24 protein-coding genes and 4 pseudogenes are annotated in these 26,926 nt (G+C 41.6%); 10 read left to right on the top strand and 18 right to left on the bottom strand.

Going from position 1 to position 26,926, the window contains the following annotated elements:
- Nucleotides 1-28 precede the first annotated feature (28 nt).
- The 4 genes from C3V43_RS13060 to C3V43_RS13045 form a co-directional block, all read right to left on the bottom strand.
- Nucleotides 29-934 (bottom strand): DUF6268 family outer membrane beta-barrel protein, encoded by a 906-nt coding sequence (locus tag C3V43_RS13060; RefSeq protein WP_053444118.1) that lies wholly within the window; start codon nucleotides 932-934, stop codon nucleotides 29-31.
- A gap of 122 nt (nucleotides 935-1,056) precedes the next feature.
- Nucleotides 1,057-1,419 carry a virulence RhuM family protein gene (locus tag C3V43_RS13055; RefSeq protein WP_021663310.1) on the bottom strand — a complete coding sequence of 121 codons (363 nt, stop codon included), beginning with the start codon at nucleotides 1,417-1,419 and terminating at the stop codon, nucleotides 1,057-1,059.
- A 6-nt stretch (nucleotides 1,420-1,425) separates the two neighbouring features.
- Nucleotides 1,426-2,628, bottom strand: a complete 1,203-nt coding sequence (locus C3V43_RS13050) for a site-specific integrase (RefSeq protein ID WP_106070138.1) — start codon at nucleotides 2,626-2,628, stop codon at nucleotides 1,426-1,428.
- A 25-nt stretch (nucleotides 2,629-2,653) separates the two neighbouring features.
- Entirely contained in the window at nucleotides 2,654-3,883 is a 1,230-nt protein-coding gene (locus C3V43_RS13045) for a site-specific integrase (RefSeq protein WP_106070137.1), read from the bottom strand.
- Nucleotides 3,884-4,170: 287 nt separating this feature from the next.
- On the opposite strand from C3V43_RS13045, the pseudogene C3V43_RS13040 reads away from it, so the two are divergent.
- Both C3V43_RS13040 and C3V43_RS13035 read left to right on the top strand, forming a co-directional pair.
- Nucleotides 4,171-4,371 (top strand): annotated as a pseudogene (locus tag C3V43_RS13040) (tyrosine-type recombinase/integrase); the annotation flags it as partial.
- Nucleotides 4,368-4,772, top strand: coding sequence for a hypothetical protein (locus C3V43_RS13035; RefSeq protein WP_106070135.1), 405 nt, complete (start codon nucleotides 4,368-4,370; stop codon nucleotides 4,770-4,772). The pseudogene C3V43_RS13040 and the gene C3V43_RS13035, both read left to right, overlap by 4 nt.
- Before the next feature lie 119 nt (nucleotides 4,773-4,891).
- Here the strand turns inward: C3V43_RS13035 and C3V43_RS13030 are convergent, their stop codons facing one another.
- The 8 genes and pseudogenes from C3V43_RS13030 to C3V43_RS12995 all read right to left on the bottom strand — a co-directional run bounded on the left by C3V43_RS13030 (nucleotide 4,892) and on the right by C3V43_RS12995 (nucleotide 12,133).
- On the bottom strand, nucleotides 4,892-5,704 hold the full coding sequence (locus tag C3V43_RS13030) for a class I SAM-dependent methyltransferase (protein ID WP_174704389.1): 813 nt from the start codon (nucleotides 5,702-5,704) through the stop codon (nucleotides 4,892-4,894).
- 76 nt (nucleotides 5,705-5,780) lie between these two features.
- Nucleotides 5,781-6,059 (bottom strand): annotated as a pseudogene (locus tag C3V43_RS13025) (DUF4180 domain-containing protein); the annotation flags it as partial.
- 150 nt (nucleotides 6,060-6,209) lie between these two features.
- Nucleotides 6,210-6,759: pseudogene (locus C3V43_RS13020) on the bottom strand (GNAT family N-acetyltransferase); the annotation flags it as partial.
- A 154-nt stretch (nucleotides 6,760-6,913) separates the two neighbouring features.
- Entirely contained in the window at nucleotides 6,914-7,459 is a 546-nt protein-coding gene (locus tag C3V43_RS13015; RefSeq protein WP_106070598.1) for a P-loop nucleotide/nucleoside kinase family protein, read from the bottom strand.
- 8 nt (nucleotides 7,460-7,467) lie between these two features.
- Nucleotides 7,468-8,082, bottom strand: coding sequence for a DNA alkylation repair protein (locus C3V43_RS13010; RefSeq protein WP_106070133.1), 615 nt, complete (start codon nucleotides 8,080-8,082; stop codon nucleotides 7,468-7,470).
- Nucleotides 8,083-11,376 (bottom strand): DEAD/DEAH box helicase, encoded by a 3,294-nt coding sequence (locus C3V43_RS13005; RefSeq protein ID WP_106070132.1) that lies wholly within the window; start codon nucleotides 11,374-11,376, stop codon nucleotides 8,083-8,085.
- Nucleotides 11,377-11,549: 173 nt separating this feature from the next.
- A complete protein-coding gene (locus C3V43_RS13000) occupies nucleotides 11,550-11,846 on the bottom strand; it encodes a helix-turn-helix domain-containing protein (protein WP_106070131.1) in 297 nt (98 codons plus the stop codon).
- Entirely contained in the window at nucleotides 11,843-12,133 is a 291-nt protein-coding gene (locus tag C3V43_RS12995) for a helix-turn-helix domain-containing protein (RefSeq protein ID WP_106070597.1), read from the bottom strand. The genes C3V43_RS13000 and C3V43_RS12995 overlap by 4 nt, the downstream gene beginning before the upstream one ends.
- Nucleotides 12,134-12,541: 408 nt before the next feature.
- Between C3V43_RS12995 and C3V43_RS15115 the strand changes: the two are divergent.
- The 4 genes and pseudogenes from C3V43_RS15115 to C3V43_RS12975 form a co-directional block, all read left to right on the top strand.
- Nucleotides 12,542-12,730, top strand: a pseudogene (locus C3V43_RS15115) (hypothetical protein); the annotation flags it as partial.
- Between the two features lie 171 nt (nucleotides 12,731-12,901).
- The gene (locus tag C3V43_RS12985) at nucleotides 12,902-13,363 is read left to right on the top strand and encodes a DUF3408 domain-containing protein (protein WP_106070130.1); all 462 of its coding nucleotides are present in this window, start codon (nucleotides 12,902-12,904) and stop codon (nucleotides 13,361-13,363) included.
- 403 nt (nucleotides 13,364-13,766) lie between these two features.
- Nucleotides 13,767-14,192 carry a plasmid mobilization protein gene (locus C3V43_RS12980; RefSeq protein WP_025881808.1) on the top strand — a complete coding sequence of 142 codons (426 nt, stop codon included), beginning with the start codon at nucleotides 13,767-13,769 and terminating at the stop codon, nucleotides 14,190-14,192.
- Complete coding sequence (locus tag C3V43_RS12975) at nucleotides 14,182-15,243, top strand: relaxase/mobilization nuclease domain-containing protein (protein WP_106070129.1); 1,062 nt, start codon at nucleotides 14,182-14,184, stop codon at nucleotides 15,241-15,243. Before C3V43_RS12980 ends, C3V43_RS12975 begins: the two co-directional genes overlap by 11 nt.
- A gap of 364 nt (nucleotides 15,244-15,607) precedes the next feature.
- On the opposite strand, the gene tpx is transcribed toward C3V43_RS12975, so the two are convergent.
- On the bottom strand, nucleotides 15,608-16,108 hold the full coding sequence (gene tpx, locus C3V43_RS12965) for a thiol peroxidase (protein WP_106070127.1): 501 nt from the start codon (nucleotides 16,106-16,108) through the stop codon (nucleotides 15,608-15,610).
- Nucleotides 16,109-16,568: 460 nt separating this feature from the next.
- Between tpx and C3V43_RS12960 the strand changes: the two genes are divergently transcribed.
- The 3 genes from C3V43_RS12960 to C3V43_RS12950 are packed head-to-tail and all read left to right on the top strand — an operon-like array spanning nucleotide 16,569 to nucleotide 18,702.
- Nucleotides 16,569-17,033, top strand: a complete 465-nt coding sequence (locus C3V43_RS12960) for a DUF4494 domain-containing protein (RefSeq protein WP_106070126.1) — start codon at nucleotides 16,569-16,571, stop codon at nucleotides 17,031-17,033.
- Nucleotide 17,034: 1 nt separating this feature from the next.
- The gene (locus C3V43_RS12955) at nucleotides 17,035-17,703 is read left to right on the top strand and encodes a YggS family pyridoxal phosphate-dependent enzyme (protein ID WP_106070125.1); all 669 of its coding nucleotides are present in this window, start codon (nucleotides 17,035-17,037) and stop codon (nucleotides 17,701-17,703) included.
- A 21-nt stretch (nucleotides 17,704-17,724) separates the two neighbouring features.
- Nucleotides 17,725-18,702: a dihydroorotate dehydrogenase-like protein gene (locus tag C3V43_RS12950; protein WP_106070124.1), complete on the top strand. Its 978-nt coding sequence runs from the start codon at nucleotides 17,725-17,727 to the stop codon at nucleotides 18,700-18,702.
- A gap of 114 nt (nucleotides 18,703-18,816) precedes the next feature.
- Here C3V43_RS12950 and C3V43_RS12945 read toward each other — a convergent pair whose 3' ends face one another.
- Nucleotides 18,817-20,724 (bottom strand): polysaccharide biosynthesis protein, encoded by a 1,908-nt coding sequence (locus C3V43_RS12945; protein ID WP_106070123.1) that lies wholly within the window; start codon nucleotides 20,722-20,724, stop codon nucleotides 18,817-18,819.
- A 436-nt stretch (nucleotides 20,725-21,160) separates the two neighbouring features.
- Entirely contained in the window at nucleotides 21,161-22,486 is a 1,326-nt protein-coding gene (locus C3V43_RS12940) for a PhoH family protein (protein WP_106070596.1), read from the bottom strand.
- Between the two features lie 175 nt (nucleotides 22,487-22,661).
- On the opposite strand from C3V43_RS12940, the gene C3V43_RS12935 reads away from it, so the two are divergent.
- The gene (locus tag C3V43_RS12935; RefSeq protein ID WP_106070122.1) at nucleotides 22,662-23,915 is read left to right on the top strand and encodes a bifunctional folylpolyglutamate synthase/dihydrofolate synthase; all 1,254 of its coding nucleotides are present in this window, start codon (nucleotides 22,662-22,664) and stop codon (nucleotides 23,913-23,915) included.
- On the opposite strand, the gene C3V43_RS12930 is transcribed toward C3V43_RS12935, so the two are convergent.
- The 3 genes from C3V43_RS12930 to rlmB all read right to left on the bottom strand — a co-directional run bounded on the left by C3V43_RS12930 (nucleotide 23,883) and on the right by rlmB (nucleotide 26,913).
- Nucleotides 23,883-24,257 carry a RidA family protein gene (locus tag C3V43_RS12930; protein WP_106070595.1) on the bottom strand — a complete coding sequence of 125 codons (375 nt, stop codon included), beginning with the start codon at nucleotides 24,255-24,257 and terminating at the stop codon, nucleotides 23,883-23,885. The genes C3V43_RS12935 and C3V43_RS12930 overlap by 33 nt on opposite strands.
- 211 nt (nucleotides 24,258-24,468) lie before the next feature.
- Nucleotides 24,469-26,172: a serine protease gene (locus C3V43_RS12925; protein WP_106070121.1), complete on the bottom strand. Its 1,704-nt coding sequence runs from the start codon at nucleotides 26,170-26,172 to the stop codon at nucleotides 24,469-24,471.
- A 3-nt stretch (nucleotides 26,173-26,175) separates the two neighbouring features.
- Nucleotides 26,176-26,913 carry a 23S rRNA (guanosine(2251)-2'-O)-methyltransferase RlmB gene (gene rlmB / locus C3V43_RS12920; protein ID WP_106070120.1) on the bottom strand — a complete coding sequence of 246 codons (738 nt, stop codon included), beginning with the start codon at nucleotides 26,911-26,913 and terminating at the stop codon, nucleotides 26,176-26,178.
- Nucleotides 26,914-26,926: the final 13 nt, after the last annotated feature.

The following is a 26,926-nucleotide window of genomic DNA, read 5'->3' as shown; positions in this document are numbered from 1 at the left end:
TGTATTGAACGTTATGCCTGAGCATTTATTATAATCTGTATCGTATGCCTATTGAAAAATAGGGGGATACACCGAAATGAGGGTAGTCGTCTTTGCTGCTAAAGAAAGCCTTCAATGTCCGTGAACGAAAATAAGCTTCTCTTGATGCGACAATTCCTCCGACAATAGGGATAGAAACATATTTCCCAATTCTGAACTCTGGTTGAATGCCTATATAACCATACTGCATCACGAAATACTTCTTACTGCCGTCTTTCTCTACTGCAGCCATAAGCCCTTTGGATTCCGCATGTATTCCCAGATTAAAACTCTTGCTAAGTTGTGTACTGATTTCAGCTTCGAATGTATTATACATGGATAATTTGAATTTGTATTTTCCCTCTATTTTCCAATCCAGATATAAGGACGGAAAAATCATTGGATACCCCAGCGCATTATTCAACGCAATACCGGCTCCCCAATCCAAATTCTTGTTTGCGTGTCTGATAAATAATACACCTCCCTGACCGAGAAACGAGCTGCCCGATATTTTGTTCAGATCGGATGTGTACATTCCAGCTCCTAAAATAGCGAGTATAGACCATTTCTCATTAAGTGGTCGCAGATGCATAACTCCCATTTGAGCATTCATAAGTTCTTTCTCTGTAAAATCCGATGGCATTTCTTTATTTTTCATGGAAGCGTATGTACCACCCAAAGCGACAATCCAAGCCGTCAGTCTCCCGTTTTCATTCTTTCTTACATATAAAGGAAGTCTCGCTGAGCCTTCAAAGGTCTGCAAGTTTCCTTCACCACCAATTTTATTACCATTCTCATCTTTATATACAGACGGAGCAATATATTCTGACTTTAATTGAATCTGGGCAAACACATTCGCTCCTCCCGAAAAGAGGAATAGCATAAAAATATATACTCTGAGCATTTTTTGTTCCATAATAGTATTATTTCAACACAAAGATATCGTATAAAACAATCAGGTTTCAAGAAAATAGACAAATTATAGGTTTTCAACATACAAAATGGGGTGTTTGAATATACTAACATTCTTCTTCATACTTAGTTCCACCATCCGTGTTTGCTATGATGCACAATTAGTGGAGAAAAAAGTATTTTCTTCTCAATGAGTTTGCTAATTATCCATTTACGGAAACTTTTGGCTTGTGGAGAAGGAAAGCGAAACGACAGCATCGTTATCATTTCAAGGTTATATAAATCCACTGCACCGCCCTTAAACGATAGCGTTTGCATCACCTCATCTTCTCTGAGCAAGCCCTCTTTGAGGATAGACTTGATGTGGCTGCTTACCTTACCGGAGAATACACCGAACAAGGTGGCTATTTCGCAAGCCGACATCCAAACGGGAGTTGTCGGGATATGTACTTTTCCGTTCTCTCCAATGGTTATGATTTCTCTTTTCATAGTAATTCAATATTCATTGTTTTTTCTTCTTTCGATTAACCTATCCATATCCTCTGCAATCTTCTTCTCGGAAATCTTCGCATAGGTCTGCGTGCTGGTAATGGATGCGTGTCCCATCATCTTGGCAATACTCTCTGTGCAAATCCCTTCGGAAATCAAAAACGAGCCGAAGCTGTGTCGGGCTTGATGGTAGGAGAGATTCTCTTTCCGTCCGATAATGACACCGAGTTCGTGTATCTCGAACCACATGGCATCCCTGCTCGGCAATGGAAAGACCGGCTGCGTGTCATCAGTCGTATTGTACAAATCAAGTATCTGCTCCGCTATCGGATGCAGGGGAATGAAGGACTCTACTTTCGTCTTCTTGCGGTTGATGCGAATATATCTTCTATTGTCGGCAGTCCGCCCGATATGGTGCGGATAAAGCAGCAGGGTATCGACATAGGCAAGTCCCGTAAAGCAGGAGAAGATAAAAGCCCTGCGAGCCAATTCCTTCAAAGGGTCATTGGCGGGCAGTTTCAGTTCCAGCAGTTGTTTCAGTTCAGTCCTGCTGATGTGCATCCGCTTGGAGGGTGGTTTCTTCTCATACTCCAGTTCTTCCAAAGGATTGGCACGGATGATCTCATGGTCTACGGCAAGATACATCAGTCTGTTCAGCCAACAAAGGCAATGGTTGGTCTGCAATGCCCCGAAGTTCTTATATCGCTTCAGGTAGACCTTGTATTCCCGTCCGAATTCTTCGGTGATATCCGAAAAGGCAATATCCGTCTTACCTTTCGAGTCCAAGAACTCACGGATATAGCTCTGGTAATACCGTGAGCTTCTGTAAGCCGAAGTGGAGTCGATTTCCTTGGAGCGGACGGCAAGGCGTTCCCGTTCCCTTTCTCCCATTTTGAGCAGATGGGTAGGAATGACCGCATGACCTGCAATTTTGTTTTTCAATAGTTCGGCACTGACCACACCCTGCTCTTTGAGCATTTCATCATAGAGCTGCTCCGCATGCTTGCGGAACTCTTTCAGGCGATTGTTCGTCCGCACCTCTACGGTCTCCGCCTTTTTGGCATTCCACTGTTTGGGATTGCAGGAGATGCCGGTGGTTATCGCCGTACTTTTCCCGTCAATGGAGATTCGGCAGAGTACGGCGGTCGTGCCGTCTGCGCGGACTTTGCTTCGGTTGATGTATAACAATAAAGAAAATGTGCTACGCATAATTCGTTTGTTATCTATGGGGTGTTTATAATATGAGTTTCAAATCCTTTGTCGCTTCGATGTATTTGTCCATATCCTCGAAAAGCTTCTTGGGCGTAACCTTCGCATACACCTGAGTAGTTTGCAGGTTGGAATGCCCCAGCATCTTGCAGATGGTCTCGATAGGAACGCCGGCTTCCAAGGTAATCAGCGATGCAAACGAGTGCCTGCCGGCATGGTAGGTCAGGTCTTCCTTGATGTCGGCAAGGACAGCCAGACATTTCATGAGGCGGCGCATATTGGGATAGTGCAACATCGGGAAGAGAGTCTGACGGTCGTCATCCCTGTATTTCTCTATCAAGGCAAGGGCTTCGGGCAGCAGCTTGACACAGGCACGAAGCTCGTTTTTCTTGCGGCGGTATTTGAGCCACAGACTGCCATTGTCATCCGTGAACAGATTGTCACGTGTAACGGAAACGGCATCGGCGTAGGCTGTTCCCGTATAGCAGGCAAAGAGAAAGAGATCTCTTGCCAAGATATGGGAAGTGCGATGTTCTGGGATTTCTAAGTTACGGATTTTCTCAAAGGATTCCCGGCTTAGGGCTTTCGGTGTTTTCTCCTTTTGTTGGGGAAGGCTGAAGTGGGCGAAGAAGCATCTGTCGGCATGTCCCTCCTTGTAGGCTTTTCGGCATACCTTCTTGACGATAGCCAGATAGTGCCGGCAGGTATCTATGGCAAGTCCTTTATCATCCAAGATGAAACTCTGATAGTCATGAATGAACTGCTCCGTCATCTGACCGAAAGCGACGTCTTTGGTGCTAAACTCCTTTTCGATGAACTCTGCCAAGGTTCTCCGGGTATAGATATAGGCAGGGTAAGTTCCCTTTGCACGGTCTATCCCGATACGTTTCCTCAATTCCTCGCAGACAATGTCCGTCATTCCCAACAGAGTCATCTGCGTTCCGAGACTTCCTTGAAACAGGTTTTTGACGGCTTCCGCATCGAAGTCTGCTTTCCTATCCACGAGCGTATCAAAAGCAGAGTGAATGGAGAGCAGCAGCTTGTCCAGCTTTGCATTGGTCTCTACGGCTTCATGACTCTTGCCCTTCAGACGGCTTTCACGAGGATTCCATAAATCGGGTGTGCAGGAGGTTTTGCAACTGAACTGCACCATCGAATGATTGACGGTGATGCGTCCCATAATGGGCGCTTTGCCCGACTTGTCGGGTCTGCTCTTTTTGAGGTAGAGCAACACTTTGAATTTTTCTATTTTCATACGCTTTAATTTTATGGGCAAAATTACCCGTTGTTAAAGCGTCCTTTGACAAGCAAAACATTGAGGAATAGTGAGATAGGAACCTCTCTATAGAAATCTCTCCTTTTTTTTCGTTACCTCACTTCATTGGGGAAACCGGTGGATAACGGTTTGGTTACCGAAAGGATTCAATATTCCGTGCCGGATTGCTTTTCTGCCACACTCGCAGAATATAGAAAAACACCTAATTCTCAATCTGTTACCGGTTTATTCTCTATATTCTTCCAAATCCTTAAATGGACGATATTTTCCACATGGCAAGGCACACGTTCGGCACGATGAGTTTAAGTGCAGGAATACCTATCGAAAGCATTGCCAAGATGATGGGGCACGCCTCTATATCCAGTACTCAAATCTATGCACAGGTGACAGACAATAAGATTTCTGAGGATATGGATAGGTTGATAAGGAAACATCAAAAAGAAGAAACAAAGGAGGAAGCTGTATGAATGCCTATCACTATCAAACTAAAAAAGGCCGTAGCTATTTCGAGTGGGGCGACAATATGCAAATCATTCGCAAAGGCAAAGGCAAAATCGCCATGACAGAGAGCGAACTGGTAGATTTCTTTAGTGTAACATGGAGGAAGCTCAATTATCGTCTGCAACTTCTAATAAAAGTCTCTTTCCTGCATCCCGAAGAAAAGGACGCGGGTGAAGTGGAAGTCTACGTGAACGGACGACTACGAGGATATGCTCCGCTTTATCCGCTTTCAATCATCATCGCTTTGTCTTATCAATTGGACAGCATGGAAGCCCACTTGTTCAGAAAGCACATCTGCCAAGAGTTACAACACCCCACACCTATGGTAGAACAGATATTCCTATACGGAAGTGGCAGTATCAATTGATACACTTTTTCTTTCACCCATATTATCTTACTACATAACTACAAGGAGGGATAATTCGGTGAAAGGAAAAGCTTTGGTGTTGTAGTCAGAAAGTAGAAATTACTATTACTACGGACAGACTATATGCTACCATGTCTTTGCAGATGCTTCACGGCAATAACAGAAAACAGCATCGGTATCTCGCCATTCTTTCCTGCGATTTTAAACGTTCCGTTCTTTTCAACTGTCATATTCCCAAATAGGTTGAAAGGCGAGTAATCATACTCTCCGAAAGACTTTATTTGCAAACCATTACAGAGCAAACCATTCAGCACTACAGCCAGCCCATGATTCCACGTAACGGTCTTTTTCCGATTGTCATTTTCCGAATCAGTGTAGGTAGATTCTTCCACAATGTAAGGCTCTTTGCGTGAATAAGCATATCGGACTTGCGAGAATTTTTCATTAAACATCCACAAAATAGGATGGAATTCCACGATAACAAACTTTCCACCGTCTTTCAGCATTTGTGAAATTACTTGTCCCCATTGGATTAAGTCTGGCAACCAATTAACTACGCCATAAGATGTGTATATAATGTCGAACTTCTGCCCTTTCAACATGGTAGGCACATCATAGATATTGCAGCAACAGAATTGTGCATTCAGCCCTAATTCCTCATTCAACGACTTTGCTGTTTGTATAGCCTCTTCCGAGAAATCCACACCAACGATATTAGCTCCCATCTTTGACAGGGAAAGCGTATCCATGCCGAAATGGCATTGAAGATGCAGAATAGACTTTCCTCGAACATCTCCTAATAGAGACAAATCCAAGTCGGGAACAGACTTTACTTCTCTTTTGAATTTATTCAAATCATAAAATGAGGAATGCAGATGAATTTTTGTTCTTGTATTCCATGCTTCCTTATTTGTCTTATAATAATCTTCCATCGTTTGTTTTCCCTTTAATGTTAGTGTGTGTAATGTTCTAAAACAGGTTGATAGCATCGATTTCTGTTTTAGTAGTTTACTTAAACCTCGATAATAACGCCACAGCTTCTTCGGTCGAGGTGGCGAAATTTACCATGCGTCCTCTGTTACTTTCGACGATGAAAGCGGCGAGACTATGGCTGGTATATTTCGACCAATCGCCGACGATGGCAAGGCGAAGGCGATAGTTAGAGAACTTTTGAAGAATGTCGCCCGCGAGTCTTGTTTTTAGTTCAAAGAAGTGGGGAGAAATGCTATGCTCGTGGATTATTATTCCATCGTAATACTGCCCGAAGAATTCGCCTATCAAGTCTAAGGCGTCTTGCACACTGCCGATGAATTGTTTTTCTGAAAGGACTTCCAAGAATGTTTGCCCGTCGGCTTGATGAGATATGATAGACTTTTCTTTCATGTTTTGTTGTTTTTTGTGAACATCTACTTCTTTCATGGCGACGAGGGAGGTAGTTCGCCATTCTTGCTGGCTGATTTTTGTGAAGTGTCCTGTACGAACCTCATTTAACAGTGGAACAGGCTTATTGACTTCTGTATGGCTGTAAACGAATCCGCATTTCTCTTGTACTCGTTTTGATTTCTCGTTGCCATCGTAGTACCCACACCAAACTGTAGTTTTCCCTAAATCCTCAAACGCATACCGAAGCAATTCGTTTACGGCTTCAGGTATCAAGCCTTGTCCCCAATAGGGTTCACCAATCCAATAACCTATTTCACACTCATTGTCTGTCATTTGTGCGCTTTTGATTTCACTTCTTGCAGTCATTATTCCAACGCTGCCGACAGCTTCACCAGTTTCTTTCAACACAACTGCATAGGTTTCAGGAGTAGGTTTCAGGAGCAGAGAGTACTGCCTTTATAATTTCACGACTGTTCTCTACACTTGTATGTGGTGGCCAACCAGCAATCGGACCAACGTTTGGATTCTGTGCATACTTGTATAATGCTTCAGCATCGCTTTCTTTCCACGCTCTCAATAGCAGGCGTTTTGTTTGTAGTTCCATATTCTTTCTTATACTTTATCTGTTGTAATGTCTAAAGAAGTCAAACTTTCTATTTCTTGTGGCAATAGATGAAGTCCGAGCTTTCAGTTTATTCTCTCATACACAAGTTTTGTATAACAGAGCTTTTCGTTGATGGTTGCTTTCAACGAATCGTCTATGCCTTCATATTCTTAACCATCTCCTTTTTAAAAAGACTATCTGCAACCTTTTCTTTTAGCTCGGTTTGGCATTGTTTAATAGTCTTTCCTGCCGTTTCAATGACGATACGGCTTTTGTGCCACTCGTAATATTCTCGGTTTTCTATGTCGTCCCACACAGGGAGATTCATATTTGCTACTTCTGTATTTCTCTGTTCTGCACGCTTTTTGTGTTCTGTCTTATCCGAACATATAACCTCAATATTTACAAAACAACAGTTGTTATTAACAGCAACCTCTTCCCATTCTCGCCTTGTCAGTTCAATAGGGTTGCAACAATCAGCCACGACATTGTTGCCCGATTGCAGATTATCAGCTGTCATACGATATGCCAATCGATAGCCTTCTCCCTCAACATTGATACGACATAGATCTTTCAGTCCTTGTTCTATAGTATCAATACGCAGATAAACAGCTCCAAACTCTTTTACTAAAAATCTTGCAAGAGTGGATTTGCCCACTGCTGGTAGTCCAGAGAAAATAAAAAGAATGGCTTTACTCATTGTAATATTCATTTTAGTAGCTTGGCTGCGAGTTTGTAAGTAAACGAAATTCGAGGATTGGATAAATCCCATCGCTCCACTTCCTGCCATACCAATTTTGCATGCTTCTTGCTTATATCTCTTAAAGCATTTCCTACGGATTTCCGAAGATATTCGCTTTCATGTGCCTTATGCTTAGCAATGAGAGCAATAGCCACTGAAGGATTTTCTTTAAAGTATGGGCGACTTGTCCAAATTCTCAATCCCTCAGTTACAGCACGGATAACATTTGGATTATCGTCTGTTATCCATTCCTCTATGAGAGATAAAGAAACTTCATACCCTCTGTGTCGGCAAACTTCATCGAAAGCCTTTGCAAGCATTTCCTGCACTCGCCAATTCTCATCAGTGCTTACTCGCTCTTTCAGAAAACGAAGTGCGTTATTATCTTCTGTTGCCAATCTGCCCAATATCGTTGTTGCCAACATTCGTGCTTGATAGACTTCGTGCTTTAACAATTCAAGTGCAAATTCAAAGCACTGTTCTTTTGAGTATGTAGAAAGGATTTCGTCGGCTCCATCAATGATGTGCTGAAAACCATGCTCTATTTGCAGTATCTTGTTCAATATATTATCGACTTCCATTTATTTGTTAGTGATTATATAAAATTCATTCCCCGTTCTCTTTAACAACAAGTCCGTTGCGCCAAGTAGTGACAATGAACCTGGGCTGTTGACTAATTTTTTCTTTTCTATTCCTGGTTGAACTACATATATATGGAATTCAATATCGCAATAACTCGATGATAGCATATTTTGGATTATCAGTAATTCATTATCACCACCTTTTTCAAAGCGTGAAGGTCCTCCTTGCGTAAGTCGAGTGCTATTTCTACGGTTCATATGCTTTAATAACTCTATAGCATTATGCCTCCAATGATAGCTTCTTTGTGCTTGCCCACATACTTCATATAAATCTTTCAACCGCCCTCCAGGTTTCTTGTTGGAAGAAAATTTACAATGATATAATTCAAATATAAGTTTGTTATGTTCTGACTGATATCCTTTTATTGCGATGATATCGCTTGCCTCATTTGCATCGTCATCGTCAAAAATAATATCATACTCCGGTTCTTTCTTCAATAGCTCAAGTATTCTATACTGTATCGAATCTTCCTGTTTCGTTTTTTTCTGCGATTCTTTAGTAATATCGACGCCGTCCCAATTATACACCAATATCTTTTTCGTATCGAAAATAGGGGACTTATAGTTGAACAAGAAAAATAAATCATTGTACATTTTTGAATTGTCTTGAAACCATATGATAGGGGGATACTCAAAGAATAAATCTATAATGTCTTTACTTTCTTTTCTTTGACTTACAATAATTGGATTTCCTTTTATGAGGCTATATTTATATCCTCGACCATTCTTATCTTCATCTAATTCCAACTTATATGAAGATATACTATTTCCCGTGATAATATCAAAATCAATAGTATTGGAGGTATAGGCTACTAACTCGATGTTATGGTCTATTAGCAAGTTGGAGTCATCAATCGCTGATAGAGGGTCATAGTAAAACTTCTCATTCCATTTGATTGATATTGGAACTTTTCCCGAGGGAAAAGTTGATATTCTTTCGGGCTTTTGAATAAAATCAAAAATATTTTTTGTATCAATCCTTTCATCTAGCAATTTACTTCCTATCTTATCACACCATTCACAATAATCCGGTATAGATTTAACCAACTTTGTCCATACACGCCCCTTATTAGAACATCCAATAGTTATTTTTTCTCCGTCTTCATATCCTGTTCCAAATAAATTTGAACTATGCATTCCTTTGTCTATCTCGCTTAATCCTTTGACAATTCCATTTCCTGCATACATTGTAAAACTAATAGGTCCATCCAAGTGTGATTTTAATCCAAGATTAAACAACTCCAACTGAAAAACATTATGCAAGACCCTGTATATATCACTTTCATTGTATAAAGAAATATTTTTACCAACTAATGCTTCTGCAAGTTTATCATGAGTAGACCCATTATTTGAACTGTTGATATATAAAAGTTTCTGCTCTGGGTTCAAATATGCAATATACAAGTCGTATTCCGTATTAATCAGGTCGTCGATTTTTCCCCAAGCAACTTTTTCCGTGTTACGTGCAATGATTACTTGCAAATTCTTTTTAGTATGTTCAACAGCAACAGTTTCATATTTTTTATTTTTGAAATAATCAATATACTTTTCAGGACGCCAAAAGACATTGCTATCATAAAGTTTAAATACCACAGTGCTCATAGCTGGCATAATGTTCCGCAGAGGTATTTTGTGTGGTATCGGTACGTCCGAAAAGTTCTTAAAGAAACTTTCTTCTTTAACAATGCTCCCGATAATATCTTCATTTGATTGGCTTATGATTTTATCCCAATCCGAATCTTTACGATATAGTTCATTTAACACACCTTTAAATCTATTGTCAACGATATTAGCAATAACAGTCGCTGTTCCAAGATTACTTCCTGTTGTCCGTGTAAACCTCCCAATGAACTGGAAGGATGTTGTTATATTTTTGTGCATTTCGTGCATTGCACAAATTTTTAATTGGGGAAGGTCGAATCCTTCTCCAAGCATATCTACACAAACAATAATTCGGTGTCGTTTTTCTTTAATTCCTTCAAGTATTTCTCGCTGTGATACTTTTGATATTCCACTATGAATTAAGACTGGAGAATACTTTGAGTGTTTTTTATATATCTGTTCGTAAATTTCTTCTGCTTTTTTTCTCTCATCAACACGAGCCATTAAAATATGGTCATATCCGGCTTCAAGATCTCTTTTTAGTGTGTCAATAGCCTTTTCTGCAATCTTTTCATCGGCCGTTGCGGGATTAAAATCTACGATAGGGATAAATGTGATTTTTTCATAATACTTGTCTCTTTGTGCCAAAGATAGAGGATAGTTATATATGATTTCTCCTTCAATACGACCACCATCATTTCTGAATGGGGTTGCTGTGAATAGCAATACAGGTTTTTCTGCGACTTCAAATTTTAACTTTATTTCTTTCCAAGTTTTTGCTGCGATATGATGTGCCTCATCTACAATCAAATTATTACATTGCTGAACTATCAGATTAAAAATATTACTTTTCCCTGTTTTGAGGAGGTTTGTCAGAATTTGAGGTGTGGAAACAATTACATTGGCATCTAATATCTTCTTTGCATCCTCTACTGTTTCAATGGTCGTTTTAAGTACAGAAACCTTTGGATAAAGGACTGAATTTGCAACAATTTCAAATGGTTCAGTTTTAAGAATACCCAGTTCAATAAATTTATTGGAGATTTGTGTTCGTAATGAATCTGTCGGGACGATAACTAATGTTTTTTCATTTTGATTTGCTATTGATAGACAGAGCATCGTTTCTGTTTTTCCAGTCCCAGTCGGCATTACAACCAAAGCTGATTTGTTTGAAATACTCCAGTGTGCTAAAATTGAATGTAATGCACCGATTTGAGGCGGGCGCAGTCCATATTGTACAATGGTTCCAGATTCGTTTTGTTTTTCCTGTTTGTATTGAAATCCATTATACCAAGAAGAAACAATTTTTGAAACAGATGGATGTTTCCCGACAAGCAGTTTTTTCTTACAACTTTGGATTGCTTCTAAAGTTAGTTCTTGTTCCTTCTCCAATTGAAGATAAAATACTGCATTATAGCTCTCGGTGGGATATTTATCTTTATTTTTCGACAGAAAATAGACAAATCCATGTATGGTATGAAACTCATAGCCTGAAAAGGCATTACCCTCGTACTTTTTAAGGATACCTTTCTCTCTCCCAATATAATAGGTCTTTTTATTTTTTCCTAGAAAAATGGGTATTTTGACGGAAAAATCAACTGCCACTTGCTCGTCTGGAAATAAATTACACATAACGACTTACTTTAGAAACCATTTATTCTACAAATATAAGGATTTTATAATTAATAAAGCAATTGTTCGTATTCTATTTAATAGTGTCATTCCAACTTTATATTTTTGAGTCCAATAACAAATGCAATAGTTGTTTATCTCCTTGGAAAATCGTTGTACCCTTCGATAGTTCTCTAAATACCCTTATAATTCTTCTCCAGCATCCTTTCCAAGTCCGAAGCCTTGTAGAGTATCTTCCCTGCAAATTGCGTGTAGGGGATGATTTTTCTGTCGCGGTAGTCCTGCAAGGTACGGGGACTGATATACAGCCGCTCGCACACTTCCTTGCCCGTGAGGAAAAGTTCGCCAGCAAAGAGTGGCTTGTGTGTCTGTGCCACTTCCATGATCCGTTTCCCCACACCTCTCAATGCCGAGACGACCAGCTGCATCTCGTCCGTCTCCATGTTCAAATCTCTTGCAGTTTCCATCATATCTGTCTGTTTTTAGAGTTATTCGTCTTTGAAAGTAGCAAACTTTCCACATCCTCGCGCTTGTAATAGCACTTGTGGCCGATTTGCGTAAACGGCAGCACACCCATATCGCGATAATGCTGCAAGGTGCGCTTGCTGATGTTCAACAGCCGGCACACATCTCCGTTGTGCAGCCAGTCCGTGTGCTTACTCTTCTCTCCGAATGCCTTGTGACAGCATTCCGCAAGGCTCAAGATTTCATCCCGAAGCTTTGCCCAATTGGTTTCCGTAATGACATAATAATTCATAATCATATTTTGTTATTGTTTGTTATTTCAAATTTTTCCTGTTTCTATCGGCAAAGATAATGGCGTGCATGCACCTTTCAAAACAGCGGAGAACAGCAGGGAAGTGTCGGGAAGAATAAGAAAAAGAGCAATCTGCATCATCGGTTCGCATTTGCGTTTTCCTGCCCGTCTTCTTTTTTCGATGCAAAATTAATATCGGATATTTCTCATTCTATCGCTTTTCATTCAAGTGGCAGCTTGTGGCGCTATGACAAGGACAAAAGAGACAGATTGATGTTCTTGTCACCGCACAAATGAGGTTAATAAGGTAATCAAAGCAAAAGAGTGTATCTGAAAGCAAACAACGATAATCATATTTCTGCTAACCTTTCTTTCCTGTCATCCGTTTTTTGCTTAATGAGGCAATAAATGCTCTTCTTGCCTGCCCGTTTCCCTAAGAATTTTACAGCAGACAGGCGCAACATTATGCAAAAAGACTCTGAATGCTTGGAAGTTACGCATTCTCACCCTAACTTCACTCTTGGAAACCAATTCAAGGGAATAATGAAAAAGAACGCAGATACAGGCAAGCATAAGCAACGGGGAAAGCTTCCCCATCTCCATTCCTTCAAACTTGTAGTAGCCAAATGTAGTAAAATGTGTAGTATCGCCCTACACTATCAAGCATTACTGATTATCAATTACTTATCACAGAATAGTATGTAGTAAGAAGAAGGATGAAAAAGTTTGGAAACGGTAAAACAAGTAAACTTAAAATAAGATAGGGTGATGAAAAAGGAAAGAAGAAATATGGAAGAAATAGATCGTTTCATAGGAGAAACTCTTGGTATAAGCCAAGCTGAAAGTTCAAGTGAACAAACTGTCGCTGAATTCCGGGAAAAGGGAATGAAAACTATTCATGAGCAAAAACGACAAGAGGTAGAACATGCCATAGAGCATGCCATGCCATCCGAGCCTGTACTGCATACAGAGCATGCAACTATTCAACGACGCATCAGTGCCAAGATGAGAAAAGAGACACTAGACGCATACAAACAGACTTTCCTTGTTCCTACAAAGTTGAACGACCGAAAGGCGGTTTATCTGAGCAGGGCGACACAAGAGCGTGCGGACTTCATCGTCCGTAGGTTGGGCGACAAGGGCAGCAACCTTTCAAGTTTTGTGGAGAACCTTGTGCGCACACATTTGGAAGAGTACGGTGAGGACATAGAGAAATGGAGAAAGCTGTAAACCGCAGGAAAAGGGACAAGGAAGGAATTTCAAAAGAATTATTTCATGCTCTAATCCTACAATTGCATTAAAATATGACGTCATTTTCTTATAAATATGACGTCTTATTTGACCAGAAATGACGTCATATTTTTGCTAAGCAGACGTCTGAACGATGAGAACATCACGAACGCTGTTAAACACAGAATGCACAGCAATCGCGTTTCAACGGCAAAACGCCTTGTGCGTAAACGGCCTATTGGGTAGCATTGTAAGACGTCAGTTTGTACCCACAAACTGCGCTTGCTCCCCTTGTGAGACTGTCGGGGAGGTTAGACCGTAATCACTCCGTTCTCATCGGTCAGTATTCAGGAATTAAGAAACAACAAATCATCTACAATGATAAACTTTCAAGGAAACTTATATGAACAGATACAATGGAAAAACTGCCCGATGGCAGCAGCAGGAGAAGAAAGAACTGCGGATGAACAAGACGGAGTTCATCAAGGTAAGGTGCACCTTAGAGGAGAAGCAACGAATTAAATCAAAGGCAGAAAGCACGGGGCGGAAGTTCTCAGACTACTGCCGTGAGATACTCCTTAACGGAGAAGTGATTGCCGTTCCCAAGATGACCGACAACGAGAGGGAAGCCATTGCCATACTCCAACATACAGGACGGTTCTACGGGCAGGTTTCCAACCTCATTAAGGTCAAGGACGAGGATTGGCTACATATCACAAAGAACCTCTCCCTATGTGCAAAGGAAGCATTTAAGCGGTTTTACAACCCTCATTTTCGTGTAGACGACGAAGTATATAAGGTCTTAAATATGAGAAGAGATGATAGGTAAATGTAAGGCGATAGCACACGGAAGCACGGCCTTGGACTATATATTTAGGGAAGGCAAACTCGGCAATCGGCTTGCCTTCCACAATCTTTGCAGCAGGGAGCCAAAGACCATCTATGAGGAAATGAAAGTGGTCAGCGACTATAATAGCCGTTGCAGGAACAAGTTCCTACGCATCGAAATAGGTATAGCACCACAGGACGAGAAAAGACTGCCTGTATCCGAACTTATGCGGATAGCCCATTTGTTTGCCAAGCGAATGGGACTTGACAACCACCAATGGGTGGCGGTAACGCACAAGGATACCGACAACAGACACATTCACATCATTGCCAACCACATCAGTCTGTACGGAGAGGTCTATGATACTACTTTTGTGAGCAATAGGGCAGCAAAGGTGGCGGAAGAAATCAGCAGGGAGAAACACTTGACTATCGCAAAGGAGGTCAAGGCAAAAAAGCAGCATCAGGAGCCAAAAGCCAGTCCAATAAGAGAGCAGACAAAACAGCAAGTACAACAAATCTGCTATGCCCTGCTTGACAAGTACAAAGGTATGGGTATTACTGGGCATTCCATGTTCCTTTACGAGTTGAACAAGAACGGCATCGCGATAGAGCGCATGAAGAACAAGCAGGGCAAGGTCTATGGCTTGAAGTTCTCATACGCAGGACAATCATTCAAGGCATCCGAAATCGGCAGGGAGTTCGGCTACCGTTCCCTGCAGAAAAACTTTAAACCAACCAACAGGGAAGAGCCAAGGAAACCACACCAAACAATACAGGAGGCAACAGAAAAGAACGAACGCCCTGATACCGGTTATCAACTCGTACCTCCAAGCCGCTCCTCAATTTCACGAGACAATGACACACCACAAGTGCAGAATCCTATTAGTACAGTGGCAGACACCATTGTTAGTGCAGCCGATGAAGTTGTGGAAGGGTTAGGCGATTTGATTACACCATCCACACAGGGCAATGACTATGCTGAAACAGCGTGGCAGCGCAAGCTCAGGAACCAAGCCAACAGAAAGAAAAAACGTGGAAGAGGATTATAACTCACGCCTAAGAAAAAATGCAGAAAGAAGAATATCTCATCAAGAACGCTTGTTATTCGGTAACAAAGTATTATCTTTGCAAACAGAATAACAAGCGTTCTTTGTTAGGCAGAAAACAGCGAAGCCAAGTAGCTCGCTCGTTTCTAAATCGTTACCTGTTTAGTTGTGTAAATAAGGTAACTTCTTTATTTTCAATTAGATACATTTTAACAGTTATCTTACACGGTAAATTTACAGCCCTCAAAGTATAAATAGGAAAGGGGTAGAAGTAGTCAACAGGCCTTTCGGACTGAACAAAAAAAACGGTGAGCAGTTTTTTCTTCCTGCCCACCGTTTTTATTAACGCATATCCAAATGCGAATAATTACTTCAAAGCAGCAATAGCTTTATCATAATCCGGTTCTTGAGTAATTTCCGGAACTAATTCCGTATAAACCACCTTACCATTCTTGCCAATGATGACCACCGCACGTGCCAATAATCCCGCAAGAGGACCATCTGCCATACGCACTCCGTAGTTTTCATCAAAATCAGAAAAACGGAAATCCGACAAAGGTATTACATTCTCTATTCCTTCTGTAGAACAGAACCGGGTATGAGCAAAAGGCAAATCCTTAGATATTGCCAATACAACAGTGTCAGCCAAATCAGCCGCTAGTTGATTGAACTTACGCACCGAAGTGGCACATACGCTCGTATCCAGACTCGGGAATATATTCAATACTACATTCTTTCCGTTCAACTCTTTCAAAGAAAAAGAAGATAGATCTGTTTTTACTAATTCAAAATCAGGAGCTGCTGCGCCTACCTGTATAAACTCACCGTAAATCTTTACCGGTTGTCCTTTAAATGTTGTTGTAGCCATAGTTATATTACATCAATTTATATGGTAATAGAACAAAAGCTAATGTCAAAAAGTTCATAAGAAGCAGATCTTATTTTCAATCTCAAGCCACTTTATTCTTTTTCCAACGACATACAAAAGAAGCAAACCATGCCTGAAATCTTAAAAAGAGTGTAATACGAGCGCAAAATCACAATAAGAGTTATAAAAAGCGATTCTATAACCTCTTAGACTTGCAGATATCGAAAAAAGCCGTATATTTGCATTGTGTTTTTCATAGTATTAGATTTAAGGTTAACAAAGGTTGGAGTACAGCGGTACTCCTTTTTTTATTTATATACCTATCGTTTTTTACATCAAGGAAAATCCCCGCTTTGAGTAGATTCTATCAGTTTTTCTCTATCTTTGTACAACCTTTGCTCGGCATAGGGTTACATAGAATAAAAGAATTCATAAACCACTAAACTAAAAACAAATAATTATGGCAATGCATACATGGTTTGAGTGTAAAATACGCTACGAAAAAACAATGGAAAACGGAATGAACAAGAAAGTAACCGAACCATATCTCGTAGACGCCCTCAGTTTTACAGAAGCAGAAGCACGTATCATCGAAGAAATGACACTTTTCATATCGGGTGAATTTACCGTATCAGACATTAAACGCGCCAACTACAGCGAACTGTTTCCGTGTGAGGAAGAGGCGGCCGACCGTTGGTTCAAGTGTAAATTGGTCTTCATCACATTGGATGAAAAAAGCGGTGCGGAAAAGAAAACGTCAACCCAAGTACTGGTACAAGCTGCCGACCTGCGCGATGCCGTGAAGAAACTGGACGAAGGCATGAAAGGCACAATGGCTGATTACCAAATCGCCTCTGTAGCCGAAACCGCCATCATGGATGTATATCCGTATAGCGCAGAGTCCAACGACAAACCGGAAGTCTGATATGAATATAACAGAGAGTTTAAAACAAGTGCTGAACGAACTGCCCGAAGGAGTACGATTGGTAGCTGTTTCCAAGTTTCACCCCAACGAGGCGATAGAAGAAGCATATCGCGCCGGGCAACGCGTGTTCGGAGAAAGCAAGGTACAGGAAATGACAGCCAAATATGAAAGTCTTCCTAAAGACATTGAGTGGCACTTCATAGGACATCTGCAAACGAATAAGATAAAATATATTGTTCCCTATGTGGCACTGATTCATGGAATTGATTCCTACAAACTTCTGGCTGAAGTCGATAAACAGGCAGGTAAAGTAGGCAGAACCGTGAACTGCCTGCTCCAACTACATATTGCACGCGAAGAAACCAAATTCGGATTCAGCTTTGACGAATGCCGGGAGATGCTGGCTTCGGGAGAATGGAAGCTGTTTCAGAACATCAGGATATGCGGGTTGATGGGTATGGCTACGAACACGGACAATGCCGAACAAATCAAAACGGAGTTTTGTTCTTTAAGAAATTTCTTCCGGGAAGTAAAAGACAAGTGGTTTTCAGAGTCGGAAGCTTTCAAGGAACTGTCCATGGGAATGTCTCACGACTATCGTGAAGCCATTGCAACCGGAAGTACACTGATACGTGTAGGAAGCAAGATCTTTGGAGACAGAAATTATTGACAACTAAAAAATACTATTATCATGGCAACATTAGAAACAACTTTTGCAGGGTTAAAACTTAAGAATCCCATCATTGTCAGCAGTTCAGGATTAACAGACAGTGCCGCAAAGAACCAAAAACTTTTTGAAGCAGGTGCAGGTGCCATTGTACTTAAATCTCTTTTTGAGGAACAAATCATGATGGAGGCCGACTGGCAGGGAGACCCCAATATGTATCCCGAAGGAAGCGACTACCTCGTGGGGTATATTCGAGAACATAAATTGGGAGAATATCTGAACCTGATAAAAGAGAGCAAAAAAGTTTGCAACATACCTATAATAGCCAGCATCAACTGTTATCAGAATGCCGACTGGGTGGATTTTGCCACTAAAATAGAAGAAGCCGGCGCAGATGCACTGGAGATCAATATTCTAGCCTTGCAGACTGACGTCCAATATGCATACGGTTCTTTTGAGCAGCGTCATATAGATATCTTAAGCCATATCAAGCAAACGGTAAAGATTCCTGTTATCATGAAATTGGGTGATAACCTTACCAACCCGATAGCCCTCATCAACCAGCTATATGCCAACGGAGCTGCCGCAGTAGTAATGTTCAATCGCTTCTACCAGCCGGACATCAATATCGAGAAGATGTCTCAGGTACCCGGCAACATATTCAGCAATGAAGCCAACTTGTCCAACTCTCTACGTTGGGTCGGCATTGCTTCGGCCATTGTAAACAATCTGGACTATGCTGTATCAGGCGGTATTCATTCTCCTGCAGGAGTAGTCAAAGCCATTCTGGCAGGAGCGTCGGCTGTGGAAGTTTGCAGCGTGCTTTATCAAAACTCCATTTCCGTCATTTCAGAATATACTCATTTCCTTGACTCTTGGATGCATCGCAAAGGTATGAACAATATCAATCAATTTAAGGGTATGCTGAACATCAAAGAACAAAAAGGAGTCAATGTCTTTGAGAGAACCCAATTCCTGAAATACTTCTCATCGCATCAATAAAATCGGCAAGGAGCATAAGAGAGAGTGAGGTTGTATCAAAAGCATAAAAGCGCTTTGAAACAACCTCACTCGTATTTTCTGCGACTCCTTCTACGGCAAACACGCCGCACTTGATCAAAGTCTCTTATCCAACACTTCGAAGCAAGAATTCTTGCTCACAAATTCAGGAACGATATCTTTCATGGCTGACACAATCTTCATCTGATCATAAGTATAGCTCACATCAATCAGTTTCTGGATACGTTCTTTCACCTCCTCGTAATCATACTCGCGCACGGTGGCAATCATAATCTTCTCGTGATAAGTGGGTTTCGTCAGCTCCTTCACATTGAGCAGCTCTTCATAGAGTTTCTCTCCATGACGAAGACCGGTGAACTCAATCTTCACATCCGTGCGGCCTGAAAGGCTAATCATACGCTTGGCAAGGTCGACTATCTTCACCGGCTTGCCCATGTCGAAGATATAAATCTCACCGCCACTACCCATACTTCCTGCCTCAAGCACCAAACGGCAGGCTTCGGGAATGGTCATAAAGTAGCGGATAATTTCAGGATGCGTAACCGTCACCGGACCTCCACGCTGAATCTGGTCGCGGAAACGTGGAATAACAGAACCGTTAGATCCCAGCACATTGCCGAAACGCGTGGTGATGAACTGTGTGGCATTCTCCCTCCCCTCTTTCTGAAGTTTTTTAGCCAAAGACTGCACGTAAATCTCACAGATACGCTTGGAACATCCCATGACGTTCGTAGGATTCACTGCTTTATCTGTAGAAATCATGACGAATTTCTCAGTACCATACTTAACGGCAAGGTCGGCCAATGTACGAGTACCATATACGTTTATCTGGATGGACTCGGAAACATTGTCCTCCATCATAGGCACATGCTTGTAAGCAGCAGCATGGAAAATATACTGAGGCTTGTATTCCTTAAAAATAGCTTCCATCCGGGTAACATTGGAGATATCGGCTATGATCGTTTCGGCATCAATGTCGCGCCAACGGTCTTGTAGTTCCAAACGGATATTATGCAACGGAGTCTCTGCCTGATCCACGAGAATCAATTTATAAGGATTGAATGAGGCCACCTGACGCATGATCTCACTGCCTATGGAACCAGCCGCACCGGTAATCAATACCCGCTTACCTTCAAGCTGTGATGCTACCTTGTGGATATCTATCTCAATGGGATTGCGCTGTAACAAGTCTTCAATCTGTATTTCCTTTAATTGGGTGCGGTTCAGGACCTGCCCACTCCAATCGCTCAAAGGAGGAGCCGTCATAAGTTTAATATTGTGCGCAAGGATGTTGTCGGCCATATCAGACTTTTGCAGTTCCTCCATTTTTGCCGGAGAGATGATAACCACCTGCACATTGCGGTCGAGTAAGTTGTCGATCAACGTATCGTCATTAGGATATACCTTAACCCCCATCATAACCTTATTTATAAGTTCGGGGTCATCGGCAATGAATCCACGTAAGCGATAATGGTTCCGAAGATTGACACGCAATGACTTGGCTATGTTCACACCTGCTTCTTTTGCACCGTAGATGAACACATTGGCACTGTGCCTGCCGTCAAAATTCAACGTGTCAAAAATAGTCTTGACTATCACACGCGAAGAGGCCATCATTGCAAAACTGATGATATAGGAGATGAATATTATACTGAAAGGGACCAGCTTGGTGTTGAAAAAGCTATCTCCCAGCACATTTATAGCCATCAAGATTGCATAGGAAACTGTCAAGGAGACAAAGATGCGCATTATATCGACGAAAGAAGAAAAGCGCAACACATTGGAGTAAGTACGGAATACGCGGAAAAATATAAGGTTGACGATTACTGCTCCCAAAATAACTTTGTCAATGTTTGAAGATTCCAAGAAAACACTTCTGAGATCATACCTCAGAATATAAGCCAAAATACTTGATATGATGATGATAAATACATCAATCAATAGAATAGTCCATATCGGTAATACCTTTGCAGAGAGATACCGCTGAATAAATTTCAGTTTCATTGCGTTTAATAGTTTTTGTTTTAGGATTCGCAAATATACACTATTTCATCCAAGAAAAGCAAAGAAACAATAAAAAAATGTTATAAAGAATTGATTTTTCTCACACTCTTTCAAGGATGATATTATAAATAAAACACGAAGAGAAGATTCCATGTTGCATGCTTCCGCTTTAATTGCCACCGCCAAGGTGTAGGCTTATGCCTTCTGAAGTGTGGGCATATCTCTTCTGAAGTGTGGGCATACGTGCTCTGAAGTGTGGGCTTGCATTCGCTAAAGTGTGGGCATAGGTCTGCTAAAGTGTGGGATTACGTTCACTAACATGCGGGCTTACATGCGCACTATCATAAGAAGCAGAATTATAATGAATTACAAAAGAAACCCGTCTCCTTGTCTTTTACGACCGGAAGACGGGTAGAAACGTTCTTTCATAACAACATCACATCAGATTGCTTGCCAATTCACTCAACGGACTACGCTCTCCTTTCACCAGATTGACATGTGCAAAAAGATTTTGATCTTTCATGCGGTCTATCATATAAACCAGCCCATTGGATTGGCTATCCAGATACGGTTGGTCTATCTGCTGAATATCACCCGTGAACACCATCTTTGTTCCTTCACCGGCACGGGTAATTATCGTTTTTATTTCATGCGGCGTCAAATTCTGAGCCTCATCAATAATGCAATAAGTCTCGCTCAAACTGCGTCCGCGAATAAAAGCCAAAGCTTCAATTACCAATTGTTCGCTTTTTTGCATGTCTTCCAGGCGTTTCACTTCGCTGGAGTTAGCCGAAAATTGATGCTTTATCACATTCAGATTATCAAATAGAGGCTGCATATAAGGGGCAACTTTCTCATTTGCATCTCCGGGAAGATAGCCGAGATCTTTATTAGACAATGCCACAATGGGACGAGCCAAAAGGATTTGCTTATAATCTGTCAGTTTTCCCAAAGCAGCAGCCAGTGCCAATAATGTTTTGCCGGTTCCGGCCTTACCGGTCAGGGCTATAAGCTTTACATCCGGGTCGTTCAGCACTTCAAAGGCAAAGCTCTGTTCGGCATTACGAGGCTCAATACCGTAATTTTTGGTTTTGTTTACCCGGCAGACGGAGTGAGTAAAAGGATTATAACGAGCAAGCACGCTGTTTCGGTCACTTTTCAATACAAAGCAATCATTGGGATGAACAATATCCTTAAAGTCGAATTCACTGATATCCAATCCTTCCTTCGAAGAATAAATACGGTCTATCAAAGTGGGGTCAACTCCCTCAAATACTTCATTCGATTTTTCAAAGATGTCAAGGTTCACCACTTTATCGTTGATATAATCTTCACACAGCAGACCAATAGAACGGGCTTTCATCCGTAGATTCACATCTTTCGTGACCAAAATGGATTTCATCTTCGGATATTTCTCGGTCAGCCAGTCTGTCACTGACAGAATCTGATGGTCGGGAATGCGCTCGGGAAAGGAATCATGCACTCGGGAAGAATTTATCGTACCCGTCACAACAAACAGCCGACCCAAGCCTTCGCCCAACGGAGCACCGCGAGTGAAAAGATTGTCATCGGTTATCAAATCGAGTTCGCGGACAAATTCACGGGCATTGAAATTGATCTGCTCATTGCCTTTCTTAAATTTATCCAACTCTTCAAGGACCACGATGGGGAGATAAATGTCGTTTTCTTGGAAATTTTTCAGACAATTATAATCGTGAAGAATAACATTCGTATCAATCACAAAATTTTTCTTGGCTCCCATACTCATTAAATTTTAATTATTAATGTTTTTCAGGATAAAGCAAAACCATATTCAGGCAATAAAAAACAAGCGTGCTTCTTTTGTATAACCTACGGTTTACGTTATCTTTGTTGTCCTTAAAGATAACAATTTAATACAGAGAAAAAGATTTCTTTCTCGTTAAATATTACAAAAGATGGATTATCAGGACACTTTAACCTATTTATATAACAGCACTCCCATGTTTCAACAAGTAGGAGGTTCGGCCTATAAAGAAGGATTGGAAAACACTTTGGCACTGGATGAGCACTTCGGCCACCCACATCGCAAGTTTCGCACCATTCATGTGGCAGGTACCAACGGTAAAGGCTCTTGCTCGCATACCATTGCAGCCATACTGCAAGAAGCGGGCTATAGCGTGGGGCTATATACCTCGCCCCATTTGGTGGATTTTCGCGAACGTATCCGCGTCAATGGACAACCCATACCGGAAGAGTATGTCATCCGTTTTGTGGAAGAGGAACGTTGCTTTTTTGAACCGCTGCATCCGTCCTTTTTTGAATTAACCACCGCTATGGCTTTCCGGTACTTTGCCGATGTGGAAATAGATGTAGCTGTGATAGAAGTGGGACTGGGAGGACGCTTGGACTGCACCAACATAATCCATCCGGATTTATGTATCATCACTAATATCAGTCTTGACCACACTCAATTCTTAGGGAATACATTGCCCCAAATTGCAAGAGAAAAGGCAGGAATCATTAAAAGCGACATCCCCGTAGTGATCGGCGAAACAACCCCGGAAACTAAAGCCGTATTTCAAAAGAGAGCCGGAGAAGTAAATGCTCCCATCTATTTTGCAGAAGAAAATGGACGTGAGGATTATCCCGGTATAGAATATGAACTAAAGGGACTCTATCAGAAAAAAAACTCCCGTACTATTCTCACAGCCCTTCCACTCCTGAAAGAAGCCGGTTATCGACTGGATGAACAATCTGTTCGCAGAGGTTTTGCCCACGTAACTGAGCTGACCGGCTTGATGGGGCGTTGGCAAAAGTTGCAAAACCACCCTATCCTAATCTGCGATACAGGACACAATGTGGGTGGAATCACCTATATAGTAGAGCAACTTAAACAACAGGCTTTTCACAATCTGCATATTATCATCGGCATGGTGAATGATAAAGATATACAAGGCGTGCTGGCATTGCTGCCCGAAGATGCAATTTACTATTTTACCCAAGCCAGCGTAAAACGTGCCTTGCCGGCAAATGATTTACAAAAACTTGCGGAAAGTGCCGGGCTCAAAGGCAACTGCTATCCAGATGTACCTTCGGCCGTACGAGCTGCACAAGAAAAAAGCCTCCCGGAAGACTTTATCTTCGTAGGAGGCAGTAGTTTTATTGTGGCCGACTTATTAGCGAACCGCGATGCACTCAATCTCCACTAAAGCGTCCTTGGGCAATGCCTTTACGGCAACGGCTGAGCGTGCGGGAAAAGCTCCGTCAAAATAAGTGGCATAAACCTTATTCATATCGGCAAATAAAGACATGTCTGCCAGAAAGACAGTGGTTTTTACAATGTTGCTCATATCCAAACCTGCCTCTTCCAGAATATGCTTCATGTTTTCCAAGGATTGGCGGGCTTGTGCTTCTGCCCCTTCCGCCATTACTCCGGTAGCTGCATCAATGGGTAATTGACCGGAAACAAACACCATCCCGTTAGCCTCAACAGCCTGACTATATGGACCTATAGCACCCGGCGCTTTGGGGCTGCAAATTGTTTTTTTCATCATTTCCAATGGTTTTATATGGTTAATAATAGTACATATATTGCTCATACTTTAAAAAAGGTTCAAAACATAAGCAGTACTTCGAATCCTCATGTATTTACTATATAAAAGCAATTTCACTCATACCTTTTATGAGCCAGACTTAACTTCTTTAACACGGGAATTTTCCCAATAAAGGCTTTGCTTGCGAAAACAGAGCCTTTATTCATTCTTATTTGCAATGCTTTTCTATCAATGCGTCCACATTAACGTCTCCCAACTCCTTTGCTTTGCTAAAGCTGTCACAAGCTTCCTTATTCTTCTTTAACTGAATTTGTGCGATCCCCATCAGACGATATGCTTCTGCATATTTGGAATCTTTGGCCAAAGCAGCTTTCAGCACTTCCAATGCTTCTTCATAACGTCCGACACGGATATTTACTACCGCCAGCTCTGCACGATAAGTCAATTCATTCGGGTTCAGTTCAATGGCCTTTGTCATATCATCCAGTGCACGCTGATATTGTTTGGCTTTCAAGGCAGCCTGTTCACGATAATAATAAAACATATCATTGACATTACCTTTCACAGCTTTATAATATGCATCATAATCCAATACTGCATTACGCGCTTCACCGGCATTCATACGGACTTGTGCACGTTCCAACAGATAAGGAGCTACTTCTTCCGTATATGGTTGGGAAAGACGCATAACACAACTATCCATCAAAGCCAGCACTTCTTCAACAGGTGCCTGCATCAGTTCCTTGGTCTTTGCTGCACTAAAGAAAGTGGCCGGCGATGCCATGTTACTATGGTTCACTTTATCGTAGCAGACAAATGCCGCCGGATAATCCTGTTTGGCAAATAAAATGTCTCCCTCCAATTGCTGATAAACAGGCAAGTTCTCTATTTCCATCGCTTTCTTTATCTCTTCCAAAGCAGTATCATATGACCAGGATTTATATACCTTTTCCGGTTTTCCCAATACATAACTATATATTATTTTAGCACGGTTAAAGAAAACATCGTCTTTCTTCACGGCAACCTTCAATGCTTTATCCATGTCATCGGAAACCTTATCCATGGAAACATTGTCATTTGACATGAACATTTGCTGAGAAGCGCGGCGAAGATAACCATCTGCACTATTAGGATATTGTGCGATAAAATTATCCAGAGTCTCCATATACTTTTCCGGAGAAAGCTGTGAAGAAGCCATATAAAGAAAAACTAAGGCTTGCTCTTCCGTATCAGGTAGTGCTTTCTTGATTCCGATATTCTTCAAAGCCATATCTCCATAGGAAAACGGCGAAATATTCTGCGCCATCGCAAATTGGGCATCAATGGCATAACAAATACCAGCAGTATCTTGTCCAACAGATTGCTGAACCAATCCGAACACTTGTCCGTCCGCCGTCATCACCGGACAACTCACCATCTTCTCCTTCAAATGCATATCAAGCGTATAATAAGAATACTTATCGGCTATTTTGGTCGTTTCTTTTATTTTTCCGGCAGTATAAGAACGATTCTTTTGAGTGGAGTACGGTAACAGATATACATCGGTTCCCACCGCTGAAGCAACAGAAGCTAAAGTCAAGGCAGGAACTTTCTTTCCGGAAGTAGCAACCCGAAATCTCACCACATCATACATATCATTGGCTCCCATAATAGCCTCAACAGACATCTGTACCCCATCAGAGGTCATCACAACTGCACGCTCGGCTCCTTTAAACAAGGTATAATCCGACAAGGCAACTCCCTCTTCTGTGACAAAAAAACCGTTGCCAGTGTTCAGTATCTTATCATTACGATCATAAGTAACCACAGAAAAAACAGCACGCTTGGCTTTATCTATCCACTTCGGAGCTTGTGCCACACTCCATTGGGACAACACACAGAGCGTGCATATCAACAGCAATTTCTTTTTCATATCTTAGTACCTTTGTTTTACAGCTTCATAAATCAAAATACCGGCAGCAACAGAAACATTCAAGGATTCGATAGTTCCCAGCATAGGTATTTTCACCCATTCGTCACACAATGCCAGATTATCATAAGAGACCCCCCGGTCTTCAGCCCCCATAATGATGCACATCGGACCGGTATAATCAGCTTTGGTATATTCATAATCTCCTTTCTCAGTGGCTGCCACAATCCGGAAGCCACTCTCTTTGAGAAACTGAAGTGTTTCTTTCAAACTCTGCTCACGGCAAACAGGCAACGTGTGCAATGCTCCTGCCGAAGTTTTCATGGCATCCGCATTGACCGACACACTATTCTTTGCAGGAATAATCACCGCATCCACTGCTGCGCACTCGCACGTACGGGCTATGGCTCCAAAGTTACGAACATCCGTAATTCCATCAAGCATCACAAACAGCGGATTCTTTCCTTGTTCGAAAAGGAACGGTACCAGATGTTCCGTTTTCTGATACGTCACTGATGAAATAAAGGCAACCACTCCCTGATGATTTTTACGAGTTATGCGATTAATCCGCTCAACCGGAACACGCTGTACAGGTATCAATGTACCCTTCAAGACAGCGAACAACTCTTTTGACAAATCGCTCTGAATGTCTTTTTTCACCAATATCTTATCAATATCTTTTCCTGCCTGAATGGCCTCTATTACAGCACGGACGCCAAAAATCATTTCACTTTGCTCAACCATCTATTCGTTCAAA

This window comes from Prevotella heparinolytica (genome assembly GCF_002998535.1).
In the GTDB taxonomy this organism is placed as follows: Bacteria; Bacteroidota; Bacteroidia; order Bacteroidales; family Bacteroidaceae; genus Bacteroides; species Bacteroides heparinolyticus.
This window is presented reverse-complemented; position numbering and strand designations above follow the sequence as displayed.